Below are 22,572 nucleotides of genomic sequence, written 5' to 3'. Positions count from 1 at the left end.
CGGTGGTGGCAGCGTAGGTACGGCCATTGACGAGAACAAGAAATGGGTCGACGAAGGGCCATCGGGGGTTCGTATGGCTGGTATGAGGCGGGAACCCGGAAACCGCTCACGGGTTCACGGCAGGATGTTCCCATGAGCACCGACGACCAGGCCCGGCTGATGCGCGCCAACCAGGCGAACTGGGACGCCCGCACCCCCGTCCACCTCGCCAGCCGGTTCTACGGCCTCGACGGCGACCCGGACCCGGACCGCTGGTTCGCCGCGTTCGAGTGGGACGACCTCGGCGACCTGGCCGGCCATGACGTGCTGCATCTCCAGTGCCATCTCGGCACGGAGACCCTCGCGTTCGCACGCCGCGGGGCGCGTGCCACGGGCCTCGACTTCTCCGCGGCGTCCGTGACGGCCGCGAACGGCATCGCCGCGAAGGCGGGCCTCGACGTCGACTACGTACAGGCGAACGTGTACGACGCCGTGAAGGCCCTGGGGCAACGGCAGTTCGACGTCGTGTACACCGGCAAGGGCGCCCTGTGCTACCTGCCCGACCTGCCGCGCTGGGCGGACGTGATCGCCCGACTCCTGCGCCCCGGCGGGCTGTTGTACATCGTCGAGTTCCACCCCCTGCTCAACGCACTCGGCCCGAAGCCGGCTCCGGGCGACGGACCCGAACTGCTCCTCCGCCATGACTACCTGGGCGGCGGTGGCCCGGTGCACCGGGACGCGACGTTCACGTACACCGACGGCCCGGCCGTGGCGGGCGCGACCGACAGCTACGAGTGGATGCACGGAATAGACGAAGTCATCAACGCGTTGACGACAGCGGGACTGAACGTCCGGCGCCTTCGCGAGAGCGACGAACTGCCGTGGCCGCGCTGGCCGCAGATGGTCCGCACCCCGACCGGCTGGTGGCGCCTGCCCGAGCCCCGGATCCCCCTCCTCTACGGCCTGCTGGCGAGCCGCTGAGCCGTAGCTCACTGCCGGAGTCGCACCGGGTGTGCTACGGTGCGGTCAGCACTTGTGTACGCCCCGTTCTGGGCGCCGGTGCCAGATCCACTTCTCTTCCGCCGAGGAGCCCGTCGATTTCCGACCGGCACACCGGCTTCTTCACACCACTTCGTGACCGGCGACTTTCCGTCGTACCCGGGGTGATGTTCCCCGCCGCCCCGAGGAGCGCCAGTTCGCCCTCCGTCCGCGGCTTCTCCCCCCTTCCTTCCGCATGAACACACCACATGCATCCGTCCTTGAAAGGACCACCCATCATGACCACCACACTCGAACCCCCAGTACAGGAACAGCCCCGCACCCAGACCGCCACCGGTGTCCTCGACATCGACGGCAACGGGAAGGGGCACCTGCGGGCGCTGGACTGCCAGCCCACGCCCACCGACCTCCAGGTCTCCCCCGCGCTGATCCGCCGTCACGGCCTGCGCAAGGGCGACCTCGTGGAAGGCGTCCGCGGCGGGCAGCGCGCCCTGACCGAGGTCGCGTTCGTCAACGGGCACACGCCCGGCGAACTGCGCGGCCGACGCCACTTCCGTGACCTGACCCCGCTGCACCCTCGTGAGCGGCTGCACCTCGAACACCCGGCGGCCGGCCTGACCGGACGCGTCACCGACCTGATCGCCCCCGTCGGCAAGGGCCAGCGCGGCCTGATCGTGGCCCCGCCCAAGACCGGCAAGACCGTACTGCTCCAGCAGATCGCGGCCGCCGTCGCCGGCAACCACCCCGAGGCCCGCCTCATGGTCGTACTGCTCGACGAGCGGCCCGAGGAGGTCACCGACATGCGGCGCTCCGTGCGCGGCGAGGTGTACGCCTCCACCTTCGACAAGGCCCCCAAGCAGCACATCGCGCTGGCCGAGCTCGTGATCGAGCGGGCCAAGCGGCTCGTCGAGGCGGGCGAGGACGTAGTGATCCTGCTCGACTCGCTGACCCGGCTGTGCCGGGCGCACAACAACGCGGCCGCGTCCGGTGGCCGTACCCTCAGCGGCGGTGTCGACTCGACCGCGCTGATCGGCCCGAAGAAGTTCTTCGGAGCGGCGCGCCTCGCCGAGGAGGGCGGCTCGCTCACCATCCTCGCCACCGCACTGGTGGAGACCGGCTCCCTCGCCGACAACGTCTACTTCGAGGAACTCAAGAGCACCGGCAACATGGAGCTCCGCCTCAGTCGCGAACTGGCCTCCCGCCGGGTCTTCCCGGCCATCGAGATCCCCCCGTCCGGCACCCGCCGAGAGGAACTCCTCCTCACCCAGGCCGAGTTGACAGCGGTACGCGGCCTGCGCCGCGTCCTCCAGAACAGGGACGCCCAGGGCAGTCTGGAGACCCTGTTGGAGCGGATGCGCGAGACCCCGGACAACGCGACGTTCCTACGCCAGATCCAGCCCACACTGCCGTCGAACTGACGGGGGCGGCCACGCCCTAAGGGGCGCGGGGAACTGCGCGACCAGCCCCCACCGACCCGCAGACGAACGACCACGAACCCAGCGGAGCGCTAGCGCATCCGGGTGCACACTCACCCCGCCCGGCCCCGCCATCGCCCTCGACGACGACTCCGTTCCTACGTTGGCGGTATGACAATCGGATTCTCACCCCGGATCGCCATGTCGACCTGCGCCCTCTGCCTGACAGGCGTCCTCGCGCTCACCCCCGTCACGGCGACAGCCAACACCGGGTCGGATCCCAGCACGGCAACACCGCCCCCCGCACTCCTGGACCGCCCCGACACCCAGGTCAGACCACACCCTGGCGCCCCCACCATCCCGGACATCTCCGCCCTGTCCTGGCTCGTCGCGGACACCCGCACCGGCGAGGTCCTGGCCGCCCACGACGCCCACCGCAGACTCCCACCCGCCAGCACCCTGAAGACACTGTTCGCCCTGACCGTCCTCCCCGTACTCCCCGGAGGGACCCGGCACCGCGTCACCGAGCAGGACCTGGCCGGCATCGGCGAGGGCAGCAGCCTGGTCGGGGTCGAGGAGGGCCACACGTACCACGTGGCCGACCTGTGGCGCGGGGTGTTCCTCAACTCCGGGAACGACGCCGTGCACGTCCTGGCCTCGCTCAACGGCGGCTGGCAGACCACGGCCGAGCGGATGCAGGCCAAGGCACGGGCCCTGGGCGCCCTCGACACCCATGTCATCTCGCCCGACGGCTACGACACCGAAGGCCAGGTGTCCTCCGCCTTCGACCTCGCGGTGTTCGGCCGGGCCGGACTTCGCAACGCGGACTTCGCTCGGTACTGCTCCACCGCCGAGGCCGAGTTCCCGGGCAGGGGATCGTCGTACGGCATCCAGAACACCAACCGGCTGCTGACCGGCAACGACGGTGTGGAGCGGTATCCGGGGATCGTCGGTGTGAAGAACGGCTACACCACGCACGCCGGCAACACCCTTGTCGCGGCGGCGCGTCGGGGCGGGCGGTCGCTCGTCGTCACGGTGATGAACCCTCAGGCGGGCGGTGGTTTCACCGTGTACGAGGAGGCGCGGGAGCTGCTCGACTGGGGTTTCGCGGCGGCCGGGCGGGTCGATCCCGTGGGGTCGCTGGACGCGTTGCGGGCCAGGCCGAGGCCGGGTCCCGCGGCGGCGCCGGTGGCCGCGGCGGTCGTACCGGACGAGGGTCCGGGCTGGGCCGAGACGGCGGCGATCGTAGCCGCTGCCGTGCTGGGCGCGGGTGCGGTGGTGGCGGCCTTGCGGTTCAGGGGCCGACCGCTTCCCCCGGCCTGACCCGTCGGCAGCCACAGCAGCAGGCCGAGCGTGATCCAGGTGTACGTGTTGCTGCCGAGGAAGCCGTCGATGCCCGAGGCGTCGTGGAACCACAGCCACACGACACTCGTGCACATCACGGCGTAGAGGGCGCCCGCGATCCGCGGGTGCCCCGCGCGGATCAGCACGGCGAACGACGGCAGCAGCCACACGAGATGGTGCACCCAGGTGATCGGGCTGACCAGACACGCGGTCAGCCCGGTCAGGGCGAACGCCGCCGTCCAGTCCCCCGCGACGATCGCACGGCGCGACCGAACCACCCACACGGCCAGCACGAGCAGAACAACCGTCGCCCACAGCGGGCGGCCCGTTTCGCCGAGCCGGGCCAGGACGCCTTGCAGGGACTGGTTGGAGACGTAGTCGAGGCGGCCGACCCGGGTCGTGTCCCACAACGCGTCGGTCCAGTAGAACTTCGAGGCGTCCGGGACCACCAGGGCCGCGAGCCCGGTCGCCGCGAGCGCCACGGCCGTCGCGACCGCGGCGGCTCTCCAGCGTCGGGCCAGCAGCAACAGGGCAATGAACAGCGCCGGCGTGAGCTTGATCGCCGCCGCGAGGCCGATGCCGGCGCCCGCCCAGCGGCCCCGGCCGGTGGAGAGCAGCCAGCCGTCGCCGAGGACGAGGGCCAGCAGCAGGAGGTTCACCTGCCCGAAGCTGAAGGTGTCCCGCAACGGCTCGAACAGCGCCAGCCCACACGCCACCAGCGCCCACCCGAACCAGCCGTAGCGCCGCCACCCGGGCCCGGCCAGGATGCGCAGCACTACGGCGAGCGCCGCGAGGTTGAGGACGAGTGCGGCGACGATGGCGGTGCCGAGGCCGAGGTACGCCATCGGGGCCATGCCGACGGCGGCGAACGGCGGGTAGGTGAAGCCGTACGTCGTCCCGGGCACCCGGTAGTCGTAGATGCGGCCGCCGTGGTGGAGCCAGGTGTGGACGGTCCCGTAGTAGACGCGCAGGTCGAACCAGTCGCGCAGCAGCGGGACGGTCGCGGTGAAGACGACGACGGCAGCGGCGAGGGCCAGTACCAGGAGGAGTCGGCCGCGGTCGGTGTGGGGTGTTCTCATGCCGTACGTCCCAGGGCCGGGGCCTGTGCCGCCTGGCGGGCCTGCCAGAGGACGACGATCGCGAGGACACCGCCGGAGACGGCCAGCACGAGTTGTCCGATGTCGGCGGGGCCGCCGCTGGGCAGGACGGCGAGGGCGAGGACGCCGGTCACGGCGGCCACCCGGTGCCGTACGGACGTGCTGGGCGCGGCGGCGGCGATGAGGAACAGGCCCCACAAGGCGTACCAGGGGCGGATCGCCGGGCCGAAGGCGGCGACGACCGCGAGGCTGAGGCCTAGGGCGTAGACCGGGCTGGGCCGCAGGCGCAGCCATATCGCGAGGATGGCCGCGCCGGTGACCGCGAGTCCGAGGGCGTGCCAGGCCGGGACGGCGAAGGGCGCGAGATCGCTGCCGAGGTGTTTCAGCAGGGCGCCGGTGGCGCGGCCGAGGAGGCTGGTGAGGGCCCAGTTGTGCGCCGAGACGGGTGTGTCGAGGGCGCCTATCCAGCCGTAGCCCGTGCCCGCGAACGCGGTCGCCGCGACCGTGGTGGCAGCGGACGCGACGACGGTCGTCGTGACAGCCTTCGCCGGACGGTGGCCCGCGCGGATCTGGAGGAGCACGACGGCGGCGAGCCCGAGCGCGGCGGGAGCCTTGACGAGGGCGGCGAGTGTGACCAGTACGGCGCCCAGGATCGGCCATCGCCCGAGGGCTGCCACCAGGCCGATTCCGAGCAGCCCGAGCATGATCGCGTCGTTGTGGGCGCCCGCGACGAGGTGCAGCAGCACGAGCGGGTTGAGGGCGCCGAGCCAGAGCGCGGCGGCCGGGTCGGCGCCGCTGTGCCGGGCGAGCCTGGGCAGCGCGGCGGCCATCAGGCCGACCCCGAGGAGTGCGACGAGCCGCATCCCGAAGAGCCCGGCGGGGAGTTCGCCCCGGGTCAGCCCGGACAGACCGGAGGCGACGGCGAGGAACACCGGGCCGTAGGGCGCGCCCGTGTGCTGCCACAGCGGGGCGACCTCGTCGGCGAGGGGCCCGCCGAGCGCGGCGGGCCCGTGCGCGTACACGTCCATGTGGGCGTCGACCATCGCGCCCTGCGCGAGATAGCTGTACACGTCCCGGCTGAACAGCGGCGGCGCGAGCAGCAACGGGGACGCCCATACGGCGAGGACCAGGAACAGGGAGCGCGGGGTGGGCGGTTCGGCGCTGCGGACCAGCTTGCCCAGCAGCAGCCAAGCCGCTATCAGCAGGACGACACCGAAGTAGACCCCGACCAGCCCGAGCGCCGCCTGTGCGGAGGCCGGGGAGAAGAGATCGGCGGCCGGGAGGGCTCCGGCCGTCTCACCGCCCAGCGCGAGGACGGCGGTACCGGCCAGGCCGAGTACCTGGCAGCGGCGGAGATCGACGGGAAAAGCCAAGGCCAACACTCGCCCAGCGTGTCAACGCCGCATGGCGGGAAAGCGACCTGCCGCTCTCCGCGCGGCGGACTGCGTGTGACCTCCGTGTGCTGGGCCCTCGGTACCGGTGGATCGACCGTGCCGTTCAGAACACCGACACTCCGGTGAGCGTCGTGAAACGGTCCAACGCGGCGACCCCGGCCACCGAGTTCCCGCGTTCGTCGAGCCCGGGGCTCCACACGGCGAGGGTGCACCGGCCCGGGACGATCGCGATGATGCCGCCGCCCACGCCGCTCTTGCCGGGCAGGCCCACCCGGTAGGCGAACTCGCCCGCCGCGTCGTACGTCCCGCAGGTCAGCATCACCGCGTTGACCTGCTTGGCCTGGGTGAGGGTGAGCAGCCGGGTGCCGTCGGCGCGGCTGCCGTGCCGGGCCAGAAAACCTGCCGCGAGGGCGAGGTCGGCGCAGGACGCCATGACGGAGCACTGCCGGAAGTACTGGTCGAGGAGGACGGGCACCTCGTTGTCGATGTTGCCGTAGGACTTCATGAAGTGGGCGAGGGCCGCGTTGCGGTCGCCGTTCGCGGACTCGGAGGCGGCGACCTCCTTGTCGAAGCCGAGGGACGGGTTGCCGCTCTCCGTGCGCAGGAAGGCGAGCAGTTCGCCGGCCGCGTCTCCGGTACGGGTCTGGAGCCGGTCGGTGACGACGAGCGCGCCCGCGTTGATGAACGGGTTGCGCGGGATGCCGCTCTCGTACTCCAGCTGGACAAGGGAGTTGAAGGGGTTGCCGGAGGGCTCGCGGCCCACGTGCTCCCAGAGTTCGTCGCCCTCGCGGGCCAGGTCGAGGGCGAGGGTGAAGACCTTGGTGATGGACTGCGTGGAGAACGGCTGCCGCCAGTCCCCCACCCCGTACACCGTGCCGTCCAGCTCCGCGACGGCCATGCCGAAGCGGCGCGGATCGCAGGCCGCGAGCGCCGGGATGTAGTCGGCGGCCTGGCCACGACCTGGCATCCGCTCGATCTCACCGGCGATGCGCTCCAGGACCGGCTGGAAAGCCATCGATGGGGACATGATCACCATTGTGCCTCCGGGCCGGTCCTGGTGCGCGTGGGCGGATCAGACAGCTACGGGGCCGGTGCCGGCCAGGACCTCGGGCCGCAGCAGGGCGGCGAGCGTCTCGGCGGGCAACAGGCCCTTTTCCAGGACGAGTTCGGCCACGCCCCGGCCGGTGGCGAGGGCCTCTTTCGCGATGTCGGTGGCTGCCGTGTACCCGATGTGCGGGTTCAGCGCGGTCACCAGGCCGATGGAGTTCTCCACGCTCGCGCGCAACGCCTCCGTGTTGGCGGTGATGCCGTCCACGCAGCGCTCGGCGAGCGTGAGGCAGGCGGCGCGCAGATGCGTGATGCTCTCCGACAGCGAGTGCAGGATGATCGGCTCGAAGGCGTTGAGCTGGAGCTGTCCGGCCTCGGCGGCCATCGTGATGGTGACGTCGTTGCCGATCGCCTCGAAGGCGACCTGGTTGACGACCTCGGGAATCACCGGGTTGACCTTGCCGGGCATGATGCTCGAACCGGCCTGCACCGGCGGCAGGTTGATCTCCCCGAGCCCCGCGCGCGGACCCGAGGACAGCAGCCGCAGATCGTTGCAGCTCTTGGAGAGCTTGACCGCGACCCGCTTCAGCACACCCGACATCTGGACGAACGCCCCACAGTCCTGCGTGGCTTCGACCAGATTGGCCGCCGTCACCAACGGCAGCCCGGTGATCTCCGAGAGATGCCGCCGAGCCGACTCCGCATACCCCGCGGGCGCATTGAGTCCGGTCCCGATGGCCGTGGCCCCCAGGTTGATCTCATGGATCAACTGGACGGCCTCGTCAAGACGTTGACGATCCTCGTCAATCATGACCGCATACGCCGAGAACTCTTGACCGAGCGTCATCGGCACCGCGTCCTGCAACTGTGTACGGCCCATCTTGAGCACGTCACGGAACTCAACAGCCTTACGGGCAAAGGAGTCTTGAAGTACAGCCATCGCCTTGAGCAGCCCCTGCACGGCGAAGACGGTCGCTATCTTGACGGCGGTCGGATACACGTCATTGGTCGACTGCCCGAGGTTGACGTCCTCGTTCGGATGCAGGTACGCGTACTCACCCTTGCCATGTCCCAGCAACTCCAACGCCCGGTTCGCGACAACCTCGTTGGCGTTCATGTTGGTCGAGGTACCGGCCCCGCCCTGCACCACGTCCACCACGAACTGGTCGTGCAGCTTCCCGTCCCGGATCTCCCGGCAGGCGGCGACAATCGCGGCGGCCTTCTCGGGCGCCAACAGCCCGAGCTCCTCATTGGCGAGAGCGGCAGCCTCCTTGACGGAAGCAAGAGCATCGATCAAGTGCGGATAGATGGAGATCGGCGTCCCGGTGATCGGGAAGTTCTCCGTGGCCCGCAGGGTGTGAACACCCCAGTAGGCATCGCCGGGCACATCCCGATCCCCGAGCAGATCATGTTCGCGACGAACAGCAACGGTCATCGGCTTCACTTTCAAAAGAGGTCGAGGACAAGCGCCCCTGCTTTTGGCTTTTAGGGGCGCGGGGAACTGCGCGACCAGCCACATCCGGCCCGCAGATCCCCACAACAGATCTAGGCACACGCAGAAAACGGCAACACCGGGTCCAAGGCCCGCACAGGCCGAACACAACCCACCGGCTCCCCACCCCCAAGCAACGCCTCCCCCGCAAACTCACCAAGCAGCCCAGCATCAACGCCGGCCCGAACAAGCCCGGCGGCAGCCACAGGCACCCGCGCCCGATTGGCCCCGTCCGAGATCTTCACGGCAACAGCCCGCCCATCAGGCAACGCGGCAACCTGAACACCTTCGAACCCGTCCTTGGCCAACACCCCGGGAACGGCCCGCATCAACGCGGCGACATCCCGCCCCGCCCCGGACGCCATCTCCGCATACTCACGCATCGCATCAGCAACGCGTGCCTCAGGCGTCCCAGGCGCAGCCGTAGTGATCCGAGCAACAGCACGGGCAAGCCCATGCAGGGAGATGGAGAACAAGGGAGCCCCACACCCGTCGACGCTCACCCGGGCAATCTGCTGCCCGGTGAGATCCTCGACGATCTCCGCGATCGCCTGCTGCAACGGATGGGCAGGGTCGAGATAGTCATCGAGCGACCAGCCATTGAGCTTCGACACATACAACATCGCCGCATGCTTCCCGGAACAGTTCTGGGCGAGCCGCGACGGCGGCCGTCCCTCGCGTACCCAGACATCCCGCACGACCGGGTCGAACGGAAGGTCGGGAACGTTGCGCAGATCGGACTCCGTCAGCCCGGCGAGTTCGAGGATCCGCCGGGCCCCGGCGAGGTGGCGTTCCTCGCCGGAGTGACTGGCCGCGGCGAGCGAGAGCAGCTCGCCGTCGAGCGGCAACCCGGCCCGCACCATGGCGACGGCCTGTACGGGCTTGATCGCCGAGCGCGGATAGAACGCCGCCTCGATGTCGCCGATCTGGAGCTGGACCTGGCCGTCGGCATCGAGGACGACGACCGAGCCGTAGTGGATGCCCTCGATCATTCCGCCGCGTATGAGGTGGGCGACGGGTGCGTGGAGGGGTTCACGGATGAGGGGTGGGTCCGCGAGGGAACTGCTGTACATCTCTGCCTGTCGGGGTCAGGACGACGTGGGTCTCACGCGTCGGGTGCGGTGGAGGACGTGCTGGCCACGCGGCGGCGGACGGCGAACCATCCGGCGACGAGCGCGGCGGCGATCAGCGGGAGACAGAGCACGGTGGTGCGTCCGGCGCCGCCGTCGGCGTACATGAGGACCAGGACGGAGGCGAGGAAGACCAGCGTCACGAGTTCGGTCCAGGGAGAGCCCGGCAACCGGTAGCTGGGGCGGGTCAGTTCGCCCTTCTGGGTCTTCTGCCAGAAGAGGAAGTGACAGAGCATGATCATGCCCCAGGTGGAGAGGATGCCGATCGCCGCGAAGTTGAGGACGATCTCGAACGCGTCCGCCGGGACCACGAAGTTGAGGCCGACGCCGAGGACGCAGATGCCGCTGGTGAGCAGGATGCCGCCGTAGGGGACCTGGCTGCGGCTCATGACCGAGGTGAACTTGGGGGCCGAGCCGGACATCGCCATGGAGCGGAGGATGCGGCCGGTGGAGTACAGGCCGGAGTTGAGCGAGGACATGGCCGCGGTGAGGACGACGAGGTTCATGACGCCGCCGGCCGCCGGGATGCCGATGTTCGACAGCACGGTCACGAAGGGACTCTGGCCCGCGCTGTACTTGTTCCACGGCAGCAGCATCGACAGCAGGACGACCGAGCCGACGTAGAAGAGGCCGACGCGCCACATGATCGAGTTGATGGCCTTCGGCATGATCTTCTCGGGGTTCTCGGTCTCGCCGGCGGCGACGCCGACCAGCTCGACGGAGGCGTAGGCGAAGACGACGCCCTGGATGATCAGCAGCATGGGCAGCAGACCGTTGGGGAAGATGCCGCCGTTGTCGGTGATCAGGGACGGGCCGGGGGTCGTGCCGTCGACCTGGCGTTGGGTGACCAGCAGGAAGATGCCGATGAGCATGAAGACGACGAGCGCGCTGACCTTGATGATCGCGAACCAGAACTCCAGCTCGCCGAACATCTTCACCGAGATCAGGTTGACCGTGAGGACCACGGCCAGGGCGATCAGGGCGATCACCCACTGGGGGATGTCGGAGAACATGCTCCAGTAGTGGGTGTAGACGGCGACGGCGGTGATGTCCGCGATGCCGGTGGTGGCCCAGTTGAGGAAGTACATCCAGCCCGCTATGTACGCGCCCTTCTCGCCGAGGAACTCCCGGGCGTACGACACGAAGGCGCCGGACGAGGGCCGGTACAGGACGAGTTCGCCCAGGGCGCGGACGACGAGGAAGGCGAAGAGTCCGCAGACCGCGTACGCGATGAACAGCGAGGGGCCGGCGTCGGCGAGGCGGCCGCCGGCGCCGAGGAAGAGGCCGGTGCCGATCGCGCCGCCGATGGCGATCATGTTGACGTGCCGGGACTTCAGGGACTTGCTGTAGCCGGCGTCTCCGGCATCGACATGGCCGGATCGTTTCTGCACGCCGTCGTGCAGGGACTGCTCGCTCACGCCTCGGGTCCGCCTTCCGTGGGGGTGTTCGTGCGCGCGGGGCGCACGATGTCGGTGAGGGTCGTCTCGACCCGGTCGAGGTGGTGGGACATGGCCTCGACGGCGTCCGGCTCGCTGCCGTCGATCAGCGCCTCGACGATCGCCCGGTGCTCGCGGTTGGACTGCTCACGCCGGCCGCCGAGTTCGTTGAGGAACGCGGACTGGCGGGCCAGCGCGTCGCGGATCTCCTCGATGACCCGGCGGAACACCGGGTTCTGGGCGGCCTCCGCCACGGCGAGGTGGAAGAGGGTGTCCATCGCGACCCACGCGGTGGTGTCGGTCTCCCGTTCCATGCGGTCCAGGAGGTGGGCCAGGTGGTCCAGGTTCTCCGGGGTGCGGCGCAGTGCCGCGTATCCGGCGACCGGGATCTCGACGTGGCGGCGCACTTCCAGCAGGTCGCTGGCCGCGTAGTCGCCGAAGGTGGGGTCCTCCACGGCGTTGGCCACCACGAAGGTGCCCTTGCCGGTCTTGGAGACGGTCAGCCCCATGGTCTGCAGGGCGCGAAGGGCCTCCCGCAGTACCGGCCTGCTGATCTCCAGGGTGCGGCACAGCTCCGCCTCGGAGGGGAGCTTGTCGCCGATGGCGTAGTCGCCGCGCTCGATGGCGCCGCGGAGGTGGACAAGCACCGCTTCCATGGCGCTGACGCGCCGCGGCCCGACTCCACCTGTCTGGCTGTCTGACAGGTTCACGGACGTGATCCTGCGGGTGACGGGACAGTGCTGTCAAGCGATCGGAAAAGAAAAAATCAGCGGGCGTGAAGCCTGAAAATCCGGCTTCACGCCCGCTGCGATGATCGTCCGCTCGATGTCGGCGACTGTCAGCTGTTGAGCACACCCGTGCCGAGCAGCCCGAACAGCAGCAGGCCGATGACGATCCGGTAGATCACGAACGCGTTGAAGGAGTGCTTCGCGACGAACTTCAGCAGCCAGGCGATGGAGGCGTAGGCCACCACGAAGGACACGATCGTGCCGACGGCCAGCGGGGCGGCGCCGACGCCCGCCCCGAGGGCGTCCTTCAGCTCGTAGATGCCTGCGCCGGTCAGTGCGGGAATGCCGAGGAAGAAGGAGAGCCGGGTCGCGGCGACGCGGTCCAGGTCGAGGATGAGACCGGTGGACATGGTGGCGCCGGAGCGCGAGAAGCCGGGGAAGAGCAGCGCGAGGATCTGCGAACTGCCCACCAGCATCGCGTCCTTGAACGTGACGTCGTCCTCACCGCGCTTGTGCCGGCCCATCTGGTCCGCCGCCCACATCACACCACTGCCGACGATCAGCGAGGCGGCCACCACCCACAGCGAACCGAGCGGCCCGTCGATGAGCGGCTTCGCGGCCAGGCCCACGATCACGATCGGGATGGTCGCGTAGATCACCCACCAGGCGAACTTGTAGTCGTGGTGATAGCGCTCCTCGCGGTTGCGCAGGCCACGGCCCCACGCGGTGACGATCCGCACGATGTCCTTGAAGAAGTACAGGAGCACGGCGGCGATGGCGCCGACCTGGATGACGGCCGAGAACGCGACGACGGAATCGTCGTCCACGGGGATGTTCATCAGCCCCTCGACGATCTTCAGATGGCCGGTCGAGGAGACCGGAAGGAACTCGGTCACCCCCTCGACGACTCCGAGGACGGCGGCCTGACCGACGCTGATGACGCTCATGAGATCCAGTTCTTGGGAGTTGGTCGACAGTGCTGTAGACAATAGCGCTGGGAGCGGTCCTGCTCGGGCACGGGAGCCGCCCGACCTCTTACGCCCACAGGGCCTGCGCGATCGACACCCCGACAAATGCCGCACCGAGGCCCGCCATCACGCTGCCGACGACGTTGGCGGCAGCGTAGAGCCCCGCCCCTGTCTCGGTCAGCCGCAGTGTCTCGTACGAGAAGGTCGAGTACGTCGTCAGGGCCCCGCAAAGCCCTGTCCCGACGAGGAGTTGGAGATGCGAACCGGCGGCACCGGCGGACACCGCACCGGTCAGCACGCCGAGAATCAGACAGCCGGTGACGTTCACCGCGAAGGTGCCCCAGGGGAAGACGGAGTCGTGTCCGGTCTGTACCGCGCGGTCGGTGAGGTACCGGAGCGGCGCACCGACCATGGCTCCCGCGACGACCAACACCCAGTTCACAACGACCTCTTACCCTTCGCGTCCGTTTCGCCGGAGTCGTCCGCGCGGCCCACATACCGGATGACTTCGCAGTCGTCGAGGATCACGAGCCCCTCGGTGACGAGTTCGTCGAGCTGGGGCAGGAACGCCCGGACGCGCTCCTCGGTGTCCACGATCACGATCGCCACAGGCAGGTCCTCGCTCAGCGACAGCAGCCGTGAGGTGTGGATCAGGGAGGAGGCGCCGAAGCCCTCGATGCCCCGGAAGACGCTGGCACCGGCCAGCCCGGCCTTGTGGGCGCGGTGCACGATCTCCGCGTACACGGGCTTGTGGTGCCAGGTGTCGTTCTCGCCGATGAAGACGGTCACGCGCAGGGCGCTGCCGGTCAGCCTGGTCATCGGTGCCTCCACTTCAGGACCCGCCGGGCCGCCGCCACCGCGAGCCAGACGGCCGTGAGGGCCGCGAACAGGGTCGCGGCGAGGTAGGCCAGCGCGGTGCGGGGATGGCCCGCGTCGACCAGCTTCTGGATGTCGACGGCGTACGTCGAGAAGGTGGTGAAGCCACCGAGCACACCGGTGCCGAAGAACGGCCGTACCAGCCTGTGGGCGGCCCACACGTCGGTGATCACCACCATGAACACGCCGATGATGGCGCAGCCCACCACATTGACCCAGAACGTCGTCCAGGGAAACCCGCCGCTCTGCGCGGGCCACCAGAGCGAGGCCGCGTACCGGGCCACGGCCCCGATCGCGCCGCCGAGCGCGACCACCGCGACGACGGGCCCCTGACCGCGCCAGACGGACGGGCGCGGTGCCTCGGTCCGGGCACGCAGGCTCTCGGCTTCGGGAGCTGTCATGGCCGTACGTCTCCTACTCGTCGGGGGCCCTGTGGGCGCACGCCTCTACAAGTAGGGACCGTTGGCGGCACCTCTGCCGCGGTTCGGGTACGGCGGGCCCCACCGCCGCGCCGCGAGAGGTGATCGCGGCCGGGCATCAGGGTAACGCCGGGGGCGTGCCGGGGTCACTTCGGGGCGGGCGGCTCGCACAGCGCGACACCGCGTTCGCGCAGGCTGCCCAGCACGAGGTGACCGGCCGCCTCACAGACGCCGGTGACCATGCGGAAGGACGAGCCGCGCGCGGCGAGATGGTGGACGACATGGCCCTCGTCGTCGACCGCGAGGGCCCCGATCATGCCCGTGGGGCGGTAGGGCGCGCGTACGGCGATCCGCGCGGCGGTGTGCCGTACGGCGTCCGGGGCGCGGTGGAGGAGGTCGAGCGGAGGCACGCGGGGTCCGGCCAGTGCCACCCAGAGCGGTCCTTCGGGGCCCGCGCGCCAGATGTTGTCGGGCATGCCGGGGAGATCCTCGACGAAGGGTTCACTACGACCCGCCTGCTGACCGGTGAGCCGGTAGCGGGTGAGGCGGCGGGCGCCGGTCTCGGCGATCACCAGGAAGGACTCGTCGGCGCTGGAGGCAAGGCCGTTGGCGAACTGCAGCCCCTCCAGGAGGACTTCGGGGGTGCCGCTGTCGGGCGCGAGGCGCACCAGCCGTCCTGTGCCGGTGTGCTCGACGATGTCGCCGAGCCACTGGTGGAGCGGATAGCGGCGGCTGGAGACGGTGAAGTACACGCTGCCGTCGGACAGGGCGACCACGTTGCTGCAGAACCGCAGCGGCTCCCCCGCCACCGCGTCGGCGAGGACGCGCACAGTGCCGTCCCAGAGGTCGATCCGCAGCAGTCCGCGCTCCGCGTCGCACACCAACAGGCCGTTGTCCGGGAGGAGTTCGAGGCCGAGCGGCCTGCCGCCGGTGTCGGCGAGGGTCTCCACGCGGACCGCCTCGGGGTCGAGCAGTCCGTCGAGGCGGAGGATGCGGCCGTCCTCGACGCCGGCCAGCACCCGGCCGCGGGCGTCGGCGACCACGTCCTCCGGGCCACGTCCGCCGATCGCGACGTAGCGGCGGGCGAGCAGTGCCTCGGGGCGGTCCATGAAAGCCTCCACGGTTCGGGTCGGCGCGCGTACGCTTGCTGTTCTTCCCGGTCATCGCGTCAGCCGGTCACGTTTGCCGAGCGTATTCCTGGTGACCCGGATCGCGCTGCCGCTCGGCGAGAAGGGGGCCCTCATGTCACGGTCGGCCACCCACCCCGCGGGACCTGCGCGGTGAATCGGGTGCGTGCCGTGTGGCAGCGCCTCGGACTCGCCGAACTCAACCGGCGCGGGCGGGAGTTGGAGCTCCTGCACCGGGCGATGGGGTTCGCCACGCTCGCCCTGGTCACCCTGGCGCCCCTGCTGATCGTGGTGGCCGCGGCCGATCCGCTCGGGCACGGCGGGTTCGCGCTGTGGCTGGTGGACGGCATGGACCTGTCCGGCCGGTCCGCCCGCGCGCTCACCGACGTCTTCACCCCGCCCCGCAAGGTCATCGGCGCGACCAGCGCGTGGAGCGTGGCGCTGCTCGCGCTGTTCGGCCTGTCCTTCGCGTCGAGTGTGCAGAGCGGCTACGAGCACGTGTGGCTCCCGGCCGGAGCCCCGTGGAACCGCATCTGGCGCCAACTGATCTGGCTGGTCATGCTGATGGGCTACCTGTACGCGCAGGTGCAGACCCGCAACGTCCTGGAGGGCACGCCCCGCATCCTGCTCAGCATGGCGGCCGGTCTGCTGTTCTTCTGGTGGGGCCCGCACTTCCTGCTGGACCGCCGGGTCCCCTGGCGCTATCTGCTCCCGGGCGCGCTCGCCACGATGGCGGGCCTGGTCGGCCTGCGCTGGTTCTCGTACCTGGTGTTCACCCCGCTGCTGGTCACGAACGCGGTGAGCTACGGCCCGGTCGGCACGGTCCTGGTGGTGGAGTCCTGGCTGGTCGGCGTGGGCTTCGTGCTCTACGGCGGCGCGCTGGTGGGCAGGCTGCTGTGCGAGCGGTTCGGACACCCGGACGCGGCCTTCCGCACGGAGCCGGAGACACCGGAGGGAGCGGACGCCGAGCAGGACACGGCGTGATGCCCGGCCTGCCGGTCCGGCTACCAGCCCTTCTCGAACATCCGGGCCACCTCGGCGATACGGACCTCGTCACGCCGGTAGTAGGTGCGCAGCCGGATCCGCCGGGTGCGCAACAGGCCCATGGACGCGAGGAGTTCAAGGTGGGTTTCGGCCACCTGGCGGGGCACGCCCAGTTTGGCCGCCACCGCCTCCGAGCCGACCCCGGCCTCGGCGAGATACCGATGTGGCGGGAAATGGGCGGCCGGATCTCTCAGCCACTCCAGGATGTCCAATCGTCGCTGACCCACCGGAGTCCTCAGCATTTCGTGACCCTCCGTTCTGCGCGCCGCTTGCCGCGTCCTCCCACTCTCCCGCAGCACGGACCGCCGCGTCCCGGACTCGGGGACCCTTGTCCGGGACCGAACGGTCCTGTTCGAGAGGGCCGATCGGCCCAGGGGCGTGAGGCAACGTGCGGGGCGCGACCCAACCGATGGGACCGGGCTCCGGTTCCCGGGGCCGGTGACGGCCGAACCACACCGCCGTAGCCGAACACAACCGCACGCGCGGAAGACCGCACGCCCGGCAGGATGACGTCCCCCTCCACCCGCGGCTCGCGGCTCGCGCGGGCGGAGGGGAGTCTGCTCAGCCGTCGAGCCGGACGACCCGGACGGCTCCGGCGGGGACCGCGAGGCCGCCCGCGGCGCGTTCGCCGGTCAGCAGCTCGGTGCCGTCGGCACCCAGCGGCACCTTGACGTCCGAGGCGCTGTGGTTGATCGCGAAGAGGTAGCTGCCCGACTCGCCTTCCCTGCGCACGACTTCGACGTCGTACGGCAGGTCGGCGCGCGGCGGGATCCGGGCGTCGTCGGCCGCCCAGCCGAGCAGGGCGTCCAGGCCATGGGCGTCGAGACGGGTCGACACGTACCAGGCGGTGCCCTCGCCCAGGCGGTGCCGGGTGACGGCCGGGTGGTCGGCGGTGAGGCCTTCGGCGTACGTCCACACGGTCTCGGCGCCGTTCGGGACGACGAACTCGGTCCAGACGTCGCCGGTGAGTTCGGAGCCGTCGGGACCGGTGATCCGCACCTGCCGGCCCGCCAGCAACGGCGAGAACTCCTCGACCGTCAGGCCGAGTACGTCCCGCAGCGCGCCGGGGTAGGCGCCCTCGTGGACGGCGTCGTGCTCGTCGACGATGCCGGAGAAGTAGGAGACGACGAGGGTGCCGCCGTTCTCGACGTACCGCTGGAGGTTCCGCCCGGCCGCCTCCGTCATCAGGTACAGGGCCGGTACGACGACAAGGGGATAGGCCGACAAGTCGGCTTCCGGGTGGGCGAAGTCGACCGTGAGGTGACGGTCGTAGAGCGCCTCGTAGAACGCGTCGGCGCGCTCGCGGGCGTCGTGGTCCTCGCTGGGGCGCCACGCCAGTTTCTGCGCCCACCACGAGTGCCAGTCCCATACGACGGCCACGTCGGCCTGCGTGCGGGTGGAGCGTATCTGGCTCAACTCCTCTACGGAGTCGCCGAGTTGGACTACCTCGCGCCAGACGCGGGTCTCGGTGCCGCCGTGCGGGAGCATCGCGGAGTGGAACTTCTCGGCGCCGCGCCGGGACTGGCGCCACTGGAAGAACATCGCGCCGTCCGAGCCGCGCGCCACGTGGGAGAGGGCGTTGCGGGCCATCTGGCCGGGGGCCTTGGCGGGGTTGCGGGGCTGCCAGTTGACGCCCGAGGTGGAGTGCTCCAGGAGCAGCCACGGGGCACCGCCCGCCACCGAACGGGTCAGGTCGGCGGCCATCGCAAGGTTGACGTGGGTGCGCCGGCCGTCGGTGATCAGGTAGTGGTCGTTGGTGACGAGGTCGACCTCGCGGCCCCAGGCCCAGTAGTCGACGGACTCGCACTGGCTGAGGGCGGCCATGAAGTTGGTGGTGACCGGGATGCCGGGCGCGAGGCGGTGCAGGATGTCCCGTTCGGCGACGAAGTTCTCACGCATCGTGGCGTCGGCGAAGCGCGTGTAGTCCAGCGACTGGGCCGGGTTGACGGCGGTCGGGGTGAGGCGCGGCGGGTTGATCTGACCGAGGTCCCCGTAGCGCTGACCCCAAAAGGCGGTGCCCCAGGCCTCGTTGACCCCATCGACGCTCTCGTACGTCGTGGTCAGCCAGCGGCGGAAGTGGGCGGCGCAGGAGTCGCAGTAGCAGGCGGAGACGGGGACGCCGTACTCGTTGAAGACGTGCCACAGCGCGAGGGCCGGGTGGTCGCCGTAGCGCTCGGCGAGTCGGGTGGTGATGTTCGCGGCGGCGGCGCGGTAGTCGGCGTTGCTGTGGCAGATCGCGCCGCGTGAGCCGAACTCGTAGCGGGTGCCGCCGGCGGTGACGGGCAGGGCCTCGGGGTGCGCGCGGTAGAACCAGGCGGGCGGCGAGACCGTGGGCGTCCCGAGGTCGACGCGGATGCCGTTCTCGTGCAGCAGGCCGATGATCCGGTCCAGCCAGCCGAAGTCGTACACACCCTGCTCGGGCTCCAGCAGTGCCCAGGAGAAGATCCCGACGCTCACCATCGTGACGCCGGCCTCGCGCATCAGCCGGACGTCCTCCTGCCAGACGCTCTCCGGCCACTGCTCGGGGTTGTAGTCCCCACCGAAGGCGAGCCTGGTGAGGCCCTTGGGGGTGGTCGCCGGCATGGATCTCTCCCGTAGCCGATCATTTGGGAACGTGCACACAGCACGCCTGGGGGCGCGGCCCCAACATAATCGCACGCCCGTGACCGGTGACAAGTGTCCCTGACGTTTCTCTGCTGTGAACGCTCCCAGCATGGCGCTTCTGGCCTCGGCCTCCGGAGCCGTAGAGTCTTGACCATGAGCAATACGGGGGGTCGGCGCAGGCCGCCGACGATCCATGACGTGGCGCGCGAGGCCGGCGTCTCGCGGGGCACGGTGTCGCGGGTCCTCAACGGCGGGCACTATGTGAGCCCGGCCGCGCAGGAGGCCGTCAACGCGGCCATCCGCAAGACGGGTTACGTCGTGAACCGGCACGCCCGTTCACTGATCACCGGGCGCTCGGACTCGGTCGGTTTCCTGCTGACGGAACCGCAGGAGAAGTTCTTCGAGGACCCCAACTTCAACATCCTGCTGCGCGGCTGCACGCAGGCGCTGGCCGCGCACGACATCCCGCTGCTGCTGATGCTGGCCGGTACCGAGGACGAGCGGCGCCGCATCACGCGGTACATCACCTCCGGGCACGTCGACGGGGTGCTGCTGGTCTCCAGCCACTCCGGGAACCCGGTGGCGGAGGAGCTGAGCGAGGCGGGCGTACCGCTGGTCGCGTGCGGCAAGCCGATCGGGCTCGGTTCCAAGATCAGCTATGTCGCCGCCGACGACCGGGACGGCGCCCGTGACATGACCCGGCACCTGCTCTCCCTCGGCCGCCGGCGCATCGGCACGGTCACCGGGCCGCTGGACACGCCGGGTGGTGTCGAGCGCCTCGCCGGTTACAAGGAGGTGCTCGCCGACGCGGGCATCGAGGTGGACGAGCGCCTCGTCGTCTCCGGCGACTACAGCCGGCTCAGCGGCGAGAAGGGCGCCGAGCGACTGCTCGCCCAAGTCCCGGACCTGGACGCCGTGTTCGTCGCCTCGGACCTGATGGCACGGGGCGTGCTGACCACGCTGGAACGGGCCGGGCGGCGGGTACCGGAGGACGTGGCGGTCGGCGGTTTCGACGACTCCCCCGCCGCGCTGGCGTCCAGCCCCGAACTCACCACGATGCGGCAGCCGTTCGACCGGATCAGTGCGGAGATGGTGCGGGTGCTGCTGGCGCAGATCGGGGGCGAGGACACGGCGGCGGTGATACTGCCGACGGAGTTGGTGAAGCGGGAGTCGACGTGAACGGACGGGCTGTCGCGGGGAGTTGAGCAACAGCTCGGTGCGCGCCGGGAGTTGAGGGGGCGAGCTGTGGGCTCACCCCCTCCCCTCCTCGCGGTCAGGCGGACGGGTTGACGATCACGTCAGCCGTGTTGTTCGCGCTGTTCGGGTCGAAGACGGTGGGCTTGTCGGCGTGGGGGTGGACGATGACGTGGCCGGTCGCGTCGGGGACGACCCGGTCGATGCGCAGTTGGAACGGGTAGCTGACGTCCATGCCGGGCTTGGCCCAGATCGGCAGGGAGCAGGCGAAGTGGCCGATGGTCGAGTCGTCGCCCGCCGTATGGGCACCGCTGCAGTGTTCGGGCACGGTCGTGGCGGTGGTGCCCTCGGGGAGGTAGTAGTCGACCACGGCGACCGGGTCGCCGGAGCCGACGTTGCCGACCCAGGCCGGGCCGTCGTTGGTGAACCGGATGGCGGTGGTGACGGTGTCGCCGGCCGCGCCGCTCACCTCGGTGCCGTGCGCGGCGAAGTCGGCGGTGTTGTCGGCCTCGATGCTCCAGGCGCGGCCGTTGTCCGAGCTGTCGAGGTCGGTGATGCCGTCGACGGGCTCGACGTCGTAGTCGAACCGGTCGAAGAGCGCGTGATCGTTGACGGTGAGCAGCAGCGGCGCGGGCAGTTCCACGGTGGCGCCGGGTGCGATGTCGGTGTCGAAGGTGCAGGTCGCGTGGGTCATGGGCATGTATGTGCCGCCGGCGTCCGGCTCGGTGTAGGTGCACTGCGGGTAGCGGGTGACGACGTCGAGGCCGTACGTCGCGTACATCTGCACGGTGAAGCCGTGGGCGGTCTCGTTGCCGGTGTTGGTGATGGCGAACGGCACGGTGAGGTCGGTGCCGGGTGCGACGCCGGTCGTGTCCTGCGGGGCGGCGGTGCCGAGGTCGGGGCCGGAGCGGACGGTGACGGGGGTCTCAAAGCCCTCCGGAGCGGTGAGTGTGCCGTCGGGTCCGCCGGTGGCCTCGGCGGAGTAGTCGATCGTGCCCTGCGCTCCCAGAGCGGCGCCGGCGACGGCCCGCACCTTCAGCTGCACCTGCGCGCTGTAGCGCGTGGGCACGTCCCCGGTGTCGCACACCGCGACGGTGCCCGCGCCGTTCGGCGTGCAGTTGTCGGGCCAGGCCACCTCGGCGACCCCGGCGAGCCCGGAGACGTCGACGGTCAGGTGTCCGTCCGTCACCGTGAAGTTGTCGTTGTCGTGGTAAAGACCGAGCGCCAGCGTCCGGTACTGCGCCGTACCGGCGTCCGGAGCGACGACGACCGTCTGGTCGTACGGCGCCTGGATCCACAGTTGGTCGGTCTGCGGCTCGTCGTCGGCGAAGGCGGCCCCGCTTCCGAGACCGGCGACGACCAGCGCCCCCACGGCCCCGGCACACGCTCCGCGACGCAGTTGACGCCCGACGGAGACTGAACTCATGACATCCCCCAGTTGAGACAGCAGAAAGCCCGGCAAGTGAAAGGCACCAGGCGGGAGTTGGACACTCCTTTTGGGCGGAAGGTTGTAGGAGGGACACGCGTGGCCCGGTGTCGGTACGCCGACAGCGGCCTACAGCGGCGGCAGGCTGCGCTTCTTCACTCGCTGTCGACGGCGGCGGGGGCCGACTGCCACGAAGAGGTAAAGGGCGAAGGCGACCATGAGCAGCGCGAGCAGCAGGTGCGGCAACAGGGACCACCATGGCTCATGATCCAGCAGGGCCGTCACGATCACGGCGGCTCCGATGAGGAACGACGCCACCACGTACGTCCAGAACCACCACGACGCACGGCTGCCGGCCACGGTCCCTCTCATGTTCACTTTCCCTGTCGCGTTCGATGGTGCCACCCGGTCAGGATTGAAGAAGCCACCGCCCCCTCCCCCGCCCTAGCCTGAACTCACCGGCGAAATCCGTCGGACCACGCTTCACGGAGGAGCTCGTCATGACCGACGGACTGAACACGATCATCTACCCCGTCAAGGACCTGGACGGCGCGAAGGCCCTGTTCGGTGCCCTGCTGGGGGTCGAGCCGTACGCGGACGAGCCGTACTACGTCGGATACAAGGCCGCCGGGCAGGACGTCGGCCTGGACCCGAACGGGCACGCCAAGGGCATGACCGGGCCGGTGCCCTACTGGACCGTGGACGACATCCGGACGCGGCTCGCGGCCCTGGTGGAGGCGGGGGCCGAGCTGGTCCAGGACGTCCAGGACGTCGGCGGCGGCAAGCTCATCGCGTTCGTCAAGGACGCGGACGGCAACTTCGTCGGGCTCACCCAGGACCCGACCGCCTGACG

The 22,572-nt window shown here is 70.1% G+C and carries 21 protein-coding genes and 1 pseudogene; 6 read left to right on the top strand and 16 right to left on the bottom strand.

The annotated features are described in order from the left end of the window. The first annotated feature begins 132 nt into the window (after window positions 1–132). The 3 genes and pseudogenes from OG714_RS46825 to OG714_RS46815 all read left to right on the top strand — a co-directional run. Window positions 133–960, top strand: coding sequence for a class I SAM-dependent methyltransferase (locus OG714_RS46825; RefSeq protein ID WP_406130430.1), 828 nt, complete (start codon window positions 133–135; stop codon window positions 958–960). A 296-nt stretch (window positions 961–1,256) separates the two neighbouring features. After that, window positions 1,257–2,396, top strand: a complete 1,140-nt coding sequence (gene rho / locus OG714_RS46820; protein WP_406130429.1) for a transcription termination factor Rho — start codon at window positions 1,257–1,259, stop codon at window positions 2,394–2,396. 168 nt (window positions 2,397–2,564) lie between these two features. Beyond that, window positions 2,565–3,380, top strand: a pseudogene (locus OG714_RS46815) (D-alanyl-D-alanine carboxypeptidase family protein); the annotation flags it as partial. 59 nt (window positions 3,381–3,439) lie between these two features. Here the strand turns inward: OG714_RS46815 and OG714_RS46810 are convergent. The 12 genes from OG714_RS46810 to OG714_RS46755 all read right to left on the bottom strand — a co-directional run bounded on the left by OG714_RS46810 (window position 3,440) and on the right by OG714_RS46755 (window position 15,433). Next, window positions 3,440–4,816 carry a glycosyltransferase 87 family protein gene (locus tag OG714_RS46810; RefSeq protein WP_406130427.1) on the bottom strand — a complete coding sequence of 459 codons (1,377 nt, stop codon included), beginning with the start codon at window positions 4,814–4,816 and terminating at the stop codon, window positions 3,440–3,442. Further along, a complete protein-coding gene (gene mptB, locus OG714_RS46805; protein ID WP_406130425.1) occupies window positions 4,813–6,207 on the bottom strand; it encodes a polyprenol phosphomannose-dependent alpha 1,6 mannosyltransferase MptB in 1,395 nt (464 codons plus the stop codon). The genes OG714_RS46810 and mptB overlap by 4 nt, the downstream gene beginning before the upstream one ends. Before the next feature lie 124 nt (window positions 6,208–6,331). Continuing rightward, on the bottom strand, window positions 6,332–7,264 hold the full coding sequence (locus tag OG714_RS46800; RefSeq protein ID WP_406130423.1) for a glutaminase: 933 nt from the start codon (window positions 7,262–7,264) through the stop codon (window positions 6,332–6,334). 36 nt (window positions 7,265–7,300) lie between these two features. After that, window positions 7,301–8,710, bottom strand: coding sequence for an aspartate ammonia-lyase (aspA, locus tag OG714_RS46795; RefSeq protein WP_406132177.1), 1,410 nt, complete (start codon window positions 8,708–8,710; stop codon window positions 7,301–7,303). Window positions 8,711–8,820: 110 nt separating this feature from the next. Then, window positions 8,821–9,840 carry an asparaginase gene (locus OG714_RS46790; RefSeq protein WP_406130421.1) on the bottom strand — a complete coding sequence of 340 codons (1,020 nt, stop codon included), beginning with the start codon at window positions 9,838–9,840 and terminating at the stop codon, window positions 8,821–8,823. Between the two features lie 32 nt (window positions 9,841–9,872). Then, window positions 9,873–11,315 (bottom strand): amino acid permease, encoded by a 1,443-nt coding sequence (locus OG714_RS46785; protein WP_406130420.1) that lies wholly within the window; start codon window positions 11,313–11,315, stop codon window positions 9,873–9,875. After that, the gene (locus OG714_RS46780) at window positions 11,312–11,989 is read right to left on the bottom strand and encodes a FadR/GntR family transcriptional regulator (RefSeq protein ID WP_363101647.1); all 678 of its coding nucleotides are present in this window, start codon (window positions 11,987–11,989) and stop codon (window positions 11,312–11,314) included. Before OG714_RS46780 ends, OG714_RS46785 begins: the two co-directional genes overlap by 4 nt. 182 nt (window positions 11,990–12,171) lie before the next feature. Then, window positions 12,172–13,008 (bottom strand): undecaprenyl-diphosphate phosphatase, encoded by an 837-nt coding sequence (locus OG714_RS46775; protein WP_406130417.1) that lies wholly within the window; start codon window positions 13,006–13,008, stop codon window positions 12,172–12,174. An 88-nt stretch (window positions 13,009–13,096) separates the two neighbouring features. Beyond that, window positions 13,097–13,471, bottom strand: a complete 375-nt coding sequence (gene crcB / locus OG714_RS46770) for a fluoride efflux transporter CrcB (protein WP_406130415.1) — start codon at window positions 13,469–13,471, stop codon at window positions 13,097–13,099. Continuing rightward, window positions 13,468–13,848, bottom strand: coding sequence for a DUF190 domain-containing protein (locus tag OG714_RS46765; protein ID WP_406130414.1), 381 nt, complete (start codon window positions 13,846–13,848; stop codon window positions 13,468–13,470). Before OG714_RS46765 ends, crcB (OG714_RS46770) begins: the two co-directional genes overlap by 4 nt. Continuing rightward, a complete protein-coding gene (crcB, locus tag OG714_RS46760; RefSeq protein WP_406130413.1) occupies window positions 13,845–14,306 on the bottom strand; it encodes a fluoride efflux transporter CrcB in 462 nt (153 codons plus the stop codon). The genes OG714_RS46765 and crcB (OG714_RS46760) overlap by 4 nt, the downstream gene beginning before the upstream one ends. Before the next feature lie 164 nt (window positions 14,307–14,470). Continuing rightward, a complete protein-coding gene (locus OG714_RS46755; RefSeq protein ID WP_406130411.1) occupies window positions 14,471–15,433 on the bottom strand; it encodes an SMP-30/gluconolactonase/LRE family protein in 963 nt (320 codons plus the stop codon). Window positions 15,434–15,604: 171 nt separating this feature from the next. Between OG714_RS46755 and OG714_RS46750 the strand changes: the two genes are divergently transcribed. After that, window positions 15,605–16,435, top strand: coding sequence for a ribonuclease BN (locus OG714_RS46750; protein ID WP_406130410.1), 831 nt, complete (start codon window positions 15,605–15,607; stop codon window positions 16,433–16,435). A 20-nt stretch (window positions 16,436–16,455) separates the two neighbouring features. On the opposite strand, the gene OG714_RS46745 is transcribed toward OG714_RS46750, so the two are convergent. Together OG714_RS46745 and OG714_RS46740 are read right to left on the bottom strand one after the other, a co-directional pair. Beyond that, entirely contained in the window at window positions 16,456–16,737 is a 282-nt protein-coding gene (locus OG714_RS46745; RefSeq protein WP_406130408.1) for an ArsR family transcriptional regulator, read from the bottom strand. A gap of 319 nt (window positions 16,738–17,056) precedes the next feature. Beyond that, the gene (locus OG714_RS46740; RefSeq protein ID WP_406130407.1) at window positions 17,057–19,078 is read right to left on the bottom strand and encodes a beta-galactosidase; all 2,022 of its coding nucleotides are present in this window, start codon (window positions 19,076–19,078) and stop codon (window positions 17,057–17,059) included. A gap of 168 nt (window positions 19,079–19,246) precedes the next feature. On the opposite strand from OG714_RS46740, the gene OG714_RS46735 reads away from it, so the two are divergent. Beyond that, window positions 19,247–20,278, top strand: coding sequence for a LacI family DNA-binding transcriptional regulator (locus tag OG714_RS46735; protein ID WP_406130405.1), 1,032 nt, complete (start codon window positions 19,247–19,249; stop codon window positions 20,276–20,278). A 94-nt stretch (window positions 20,279–20,372) separates the two neighbouring features. Here OG714_RS46735 and OG714_RS46730 read toward each other — a convergent pair whose 3' ends face one another. Together OG714_RS46730 and OG714_RS46725 are read right to left on the bottom strand one after the other, a co-directional pair. After that, window positions 20,373–21,719 (bottom strand): hypothetical protein, encoded by a 1,347-nt coding sequence (locus tag OG714_RS46730; protein ID WP_406130404.1) that lies wholly within the window; start codon window positions 21,717–21,719, stop codon window positions 20,373–20,375. Window positions 21,720–21,848: 129 nt separating this feature from the next. After that, complete coding sequence (locus OG714_RS46725; protein WP_406130402.1) at window positions 21,849–22,091, bottom strand: hypothetical protein; 243 nt, start codon at window positions 22,089–22,091, stop codon at window positions 21,849–21,851. Between the two features lie 128 nt (window positions 22,092–22,219). On the opposite strand from OG714_RS46725, the gene OG714_RS46720 reads away from it, so the two are divergent. After that, window positions 22,220–22,570, top strand: coding sequence for a VOC family protein (locus OG714_RS46720; RefSeq protein WP_406130400.1), 351 nt, complete (start codon window positions 22,220–22,222; stop codon window positions 22,568–22,570). Window positions 22,571–22,572: the final 2 nt, after the last annotated feature.

This window comes from Streptomyces sp. NBC_00989 (assembly GCF_045162655.1).
Taxonomy (GTDB): domain Bacteria; phylum Actinomycetota; class Actinomycetes; order Streptomycetales; family Streptomycetaceae; genus Streptomyces.
Note: the sequence above shows the minus strand (reverse complement) of the source record. Positions and strands in the feature narration are given on the sequence as shown.